This window comes from uncultured Holdemanella sp. (assembly GCF_958348295.1).
GTDB lineage: Bacteria > Bacillota_I > Bacilli_A > Erysipelotrichales > Erysipelotrichaceae > Holdemanella.
The window spans coordinates 1-4,528 of sequence record NZ_CATVYQ010000083.1 but is presented as its reverse complement, the minus strand read 5'-3'; the positions used below and the strand labels follow the sequence as shown (position 1 = coordinate 4,528).

Genomic DNA, 4,528 nt, shown 5'->3' with positions numbered 1-4,528 from the left:
TTTCTGTAAAAAAGAACCAAATAGTGTGACTAAAAGTCCGGCTAACGCAAAACGAATACCCGCAAACATTAATATGCTTGGTACTCCTTCAATATCAAATAATTGATACCCCCATTTAATAAAGGGAGCTGCACTTCCCCATAGTGTACAACATAACATGGCTAATAAAAACACATGGGAAGGTTTTTTAAAAAATCCCCTATTCTCCATATCCTATTAAAACTTATCCTTCCCTTTTTTCTTCTAATTCCATCCAGCGGTTTGTCAAAGTTTCTAATTCTTCTTCTTTTTGCGTTCTTAAATCACTTAATTCTTTTAATTTCGCAAAATCACTTTGACATTCATTCATCTGATGGTCTAAATCTTCAATTTCAGTTTCCAACAATTCCATTTTCTCTGGCAATTGTTCTAATTCTTTTTTCTCCATATAAGATAATAAAGAACGCCTCTTCTTTTCGACTGGTTTTTGTACAACCACCTTTTTATTTTCATCTCTTGATTTCACTAAATAATCACTATATCCACCACTATATTGTTTAAAAGTACCATCTTCTTGATGGACAAACACTTTATCTACAACGCGATCCAAAAAATATCGGTCATGACTTACAGTAATAATGGCTCCTTGGAAATTATCTAGGTAATCTTCTAATACATCCAATGTTAAGATATCTAAATCATTTGTTGGCTCATCCAATAATAAGATATTTGGTTCCTGCATCAAAACTCTTAATAGATATAATCTTCTTCTTTCTCCACCAGAAAGTCTTGATAGTGTAGTATAGTGCATATTTCTTGGAAATAAAAATCTTTCAAGCATTTGTGCTGCACTAAGTGTCATTCGATCGTATTCGATAACTTTTGAAACTTCTTCAATATAATCAATAACGCGCATATTTAAATCTACGCCTTGATCGGCTTGTCTGAAATATCCAATTTTAACAGTTGTGCCATATTCGATGGTTCCATAGGTTGGTTGTTTCAACCCTGCAATGACATCGAGTAATGTGGATTTTCCACATCCATTTTCACCAATAATACCAATACGGTCTTGGCGTAATACAACATAGTTAAAATCATGAAACAATTCTTTTTTAGGATATGTAAACCCTAAATTTGTACATTCTATTGTTTTATTCCCTAAACGCTGCATAGCGGCATTGATTTTTAACGCTTCTTCTTGTTGTTTAAAACGTTTCTGACGCAATTCTTCAAATCTTTGAAGTCGACTATTCGATTTAGTTCCACGCGCTTGTACGCCCGCTCTAACCCACTCTAATTCCTTTTTATATAAGTTCTTGTGTTTATGTGCAGCTAGTTTTTCTTGTTCTATACGCGTTTCTTTATTTTCTAGATATACTTCATAGTTCCCATTATGAATATATAAATCACCTTGGTCTAATTCAATCATTTTCGTGCAAACACGATCTAAAAAATAACGGTCGTGTGTCACCATAAAAATTGCACTTTTAGAACGAATTAAATAGTTTTCTAGCCATTCAACCATATCGTTATCCAAATGGTTGGTTGGTTCATCTAAAAGTAACAAATCGCAACTTGTACATAATGCCAAGGCTAGTGCAACTCTTTTTCTTTGGCCTCCAGACATAGTTGACATTGAACTTTGAAAATTGGTAATACCTAGTTTCGTTAGTATGGATTTTAATTCGAATTCTGCAACAGGATGTTCATTTTTTGAATTCACAAGTTGAATTTCATCCCATACACAATCTGTTTTGAATTCTGGATTTTGTGGCAAATAATGAATCTTGATTCCATTCTTCTTAATAACGGTTCCTGAATCATAGGTTTCGAGTCCTGCATGTATCTTTAATAAAGTACTTTTACCAGTACCATTCACACCAATCAGTGCTATTTTATCTGTATCTTCTATTGTAAAAGATGCATCTTTTAAAATGCATTTGTCATTTATATTCTTTTTTAAACTTTCTGTTGAAATTAACATAACATCACCTTGTGTATTATTATATAATAATTTTTGAGGTGACATGTATGAAACTAATAAAAAACATTCAAATTTATGCTCCTGAAAATCTAGGTGTGAAAGATGTATTGATTTCCGATTCTAAGATTGAAAGCATTGATGAGCATATCGAACTAACTTACCCAATTGAAACCATTGATGGTACAGGCTGTGTTTTAACACCAGGTTTGATTGATCGTCATGTTCATATTACTGGTGGTGGTGGTGAAGCTGGATTTATTTCGAGAGCCAGACCTATTGATGTGCAAGAAATATTGGATGCAGGTATCACAACCGTCGTTGGATTATTAGGAACGGATGGTTACACAAGAAGCACAAAAGAATTATTTGCGAAAGCTAAAGAACTAACACAAAAAGGTGTACATACATATATCTTAACGGGCAGCTATGCCTATCCTAGTAATACACTAACAAGTTCAGTGGAAGACGATATTGTGTTTATTGATAGTATTCTAGGGGTTAAGCTTGCATTAAGTGATCATAGATCGAGTCATATTACAGAAGATGAATTAATTCATTTGGCTTCTAGAATTCGTACAGCGAGTCTTATAGCTGGAAAACAAGCAAATTTAACAATTCATATGGGTGATGAAAAACAAGCCTTAGAACTTGTCTTTAAGGCCATAGAAAAAGCCGATATTCCTATTTCATTATTCCAGCCTACACATTGTTCAAGAAATCCTCATTTATTTGAACAAGCTAAAAGATTTACGGAAATGGGTGGAACTATCGATCTTACTTGTGATGGCAATGGTAAAACATTAAACTACATTCAACAAATCGAAAATACTGAAAAAGTAACCATTTCTAGTGATGCTCAAGGATCTTGGTCCACGTATAATGAAGATGGTTCTGTCAAAGAGATAGGTATTACTCCAATATCGAATTTAAAAAACGAATTCATTTACCTAAAAAATAAACTCGGATACGAAAAAGCTTTACCATTCTTCACAAGAAATGTTGCGAATGTATTAGGATTTAAATATACTGGACAAATTAAAGAAGGATTTGATTGTGATCTTGTCATTTGGAAAGAGAATCAAATTCAAAAAGTTATCGTAAAAAAATAGACACTGATTAAAAAATCAGTGTCTTTTATTATTCATTAATTGAATTACTTAACGAATTGTACAATAGCCATTGAAGCTGCATCTCCACGACGGATACGTGTCTTAATTACACGAGTGTATCCACCATTACGATCTGCATATGCTGGTCCAATTTCATTGAATAATTTTTGAAGAGCTGTTGTTCCCTCTTCATCTACTTCTACATTACGAACATAAGCTGCTGCTTGTCTACGTGCATGTAAATCTCCACGTTTTGCTAATGTTACTAATGAGTCCATTACAGCACTTAGTTCTTTTGCTTTCATTTCTGTTGTTTCGATTTGTCCGTTTTCAATCAAAGATGTTGCCATGTTACGCAACAATGCTTTACGATGATCGGCTTTACGTCCCAATTTACGATTCCACATGGTATTTCCTCCTATCCGTTATTTTGTTTAAAAGACAATCCTAATTCTTTAATTTTGTCTTTAACTTCTTGTAATGATTTCTTTCCTAAGTTGCGAACGTGAATCATTTCCTCTTCAGTTTTTTGAGTTAATTCATCAACAGTCGCAATACCAGCACGTTTCAAACAGTTGTAAGAACGAACTGATAATTCTAGGTCTTCAATCATTTTATGAGTAGTATGTGCCACAGGTTCTTCTGAAACTTCAACTTCTTTTTCTTTCACTTCAAGACTAGCTTCATCAACTGATGCTAAAATTGATAAGTGATCACGCAAGATTTTACCAGCTACAGCTAATGCTTCGCTTGGTTTTATTGTTTCATCTGTAGTAATTTCTAACTCTAATGAATCATACATACTTCCATCATCACCTTTAACTGGGTTAGCAACATAACTAACATTTTTAATTGGTGAGTATAGAGAGTCTGTATAAATAATACCAAGAGGTTGTCCTTCATTTTGGTACATTCTTTTATTTACATCAGAACGCACGAATCCACGGCCTAAACGAGCCTGAAGTTCCATATGCATAGAACCTCCTTCAGACAAAGTACAAATTGGTAAATCTTTGTTTAATACAGTAACTCCTGTTGGACATTCGATATCACCAGCTACGACTGTTTTTGGTCCTTCTTGGTTAATACGAAGTGTATAAACTTCATTATCATGAATATCAATATCTAAAATCAATTGTTTCAAGTTTAAAATAATTGAAGCAACGTCTTCTTTTACACCTTTAATACCTGTAAATTCGTGGTATACACCGTCAATACGAATACTGAAGATTGCACCCCCAGGAATTGATGATAATAAAACACGACGAAGTGCATTACCTAATGGTGTACCATAGCGATATTCTAATGGTTCTAATAAGAATTTACCTACTTTTGTTGTTTCTTCGATAGTCGAAATTTTATACTTTGTGCTCATTTGGACACCTCCTTAGTATGGTGACTATCCACGAGGTCGTTTTGGTGGACGACATCCGTTGTGTGGAATTGGTGTTAC

The 4,528-nt window shown here is 33.8% G+C and carries 4 protein-coding genes; 1 reads left to right on the top strand and 3 read right to left on the bottom strand.

Features of this window, described 5'->3' with window-relative positions; translation table 11 throughout:
* Positions 1-223: 223 nt before the first annotated feature.
* The gene (locus Q3907_RS10480; RefSeq protein WP_301898229.1) at positions 224-1,966 is read right to left on the bottom strand and encodes an ABC-F family ATP-binding cassette domain-containing protein; all 1,743 of its coding nucleotides are present in this window, start codon (positions 1,964-1,966) and stop codon (positions 224-226) included.
* Between the two features lie 47 nt (positions 1,967-2,013).
* Between Q3907_RS10480 and iadA the strand changes: the two genes are divergently transcribed.
* Positions 2,014-3,075 carry a beta-aspartyl-peptidase gene (iadA, locus tag Q3907_RS10475; RefSeq protein WP_301898228.1) on the top strand — a complete coding sequence of 354 codons (1,062 nt, stop codon included), beginning with the start codon at positions 2,014-2,016 and terminating at the stop codon, positions 3,073-3,075.
* Positions 3,076-3,119: 44 nt separating this feature from the next.
* Here iadA and rplQ read toward each other — a convergent pair whose 3' ends face one another.
* Together rplQ and Q3907_RS10465 are read right to left on the bottom strand one after the other, a co-directional pair.
* Positions 3,120-3,482, bottom strand: coding sequence for a 50S ribosomal protein L17 (gene rplQ / locus Q3907_RS10470; RefSeq protein ID WP_301898227.1), 363 nt, complete (start codon positions 3,480-3,482; stop codon positions 3,120-3,122).
* A gap of 11 nt (positions 3,483-3,493) precedes the next feature.
* Complete coding sequence (locus Q3907_RS10465) at positions 3,494-4,450, bottom strand: DNA-directed RNA polymerase subunit alpha (RefSeq protein WP_295560580.1); 957 nt, start codon at positions 4,448-4,450, stop codon at positions 3,494-3,496.
* Between the last annotated feature and the right edge of the window lie 78 nt (positions 4,451-4,528).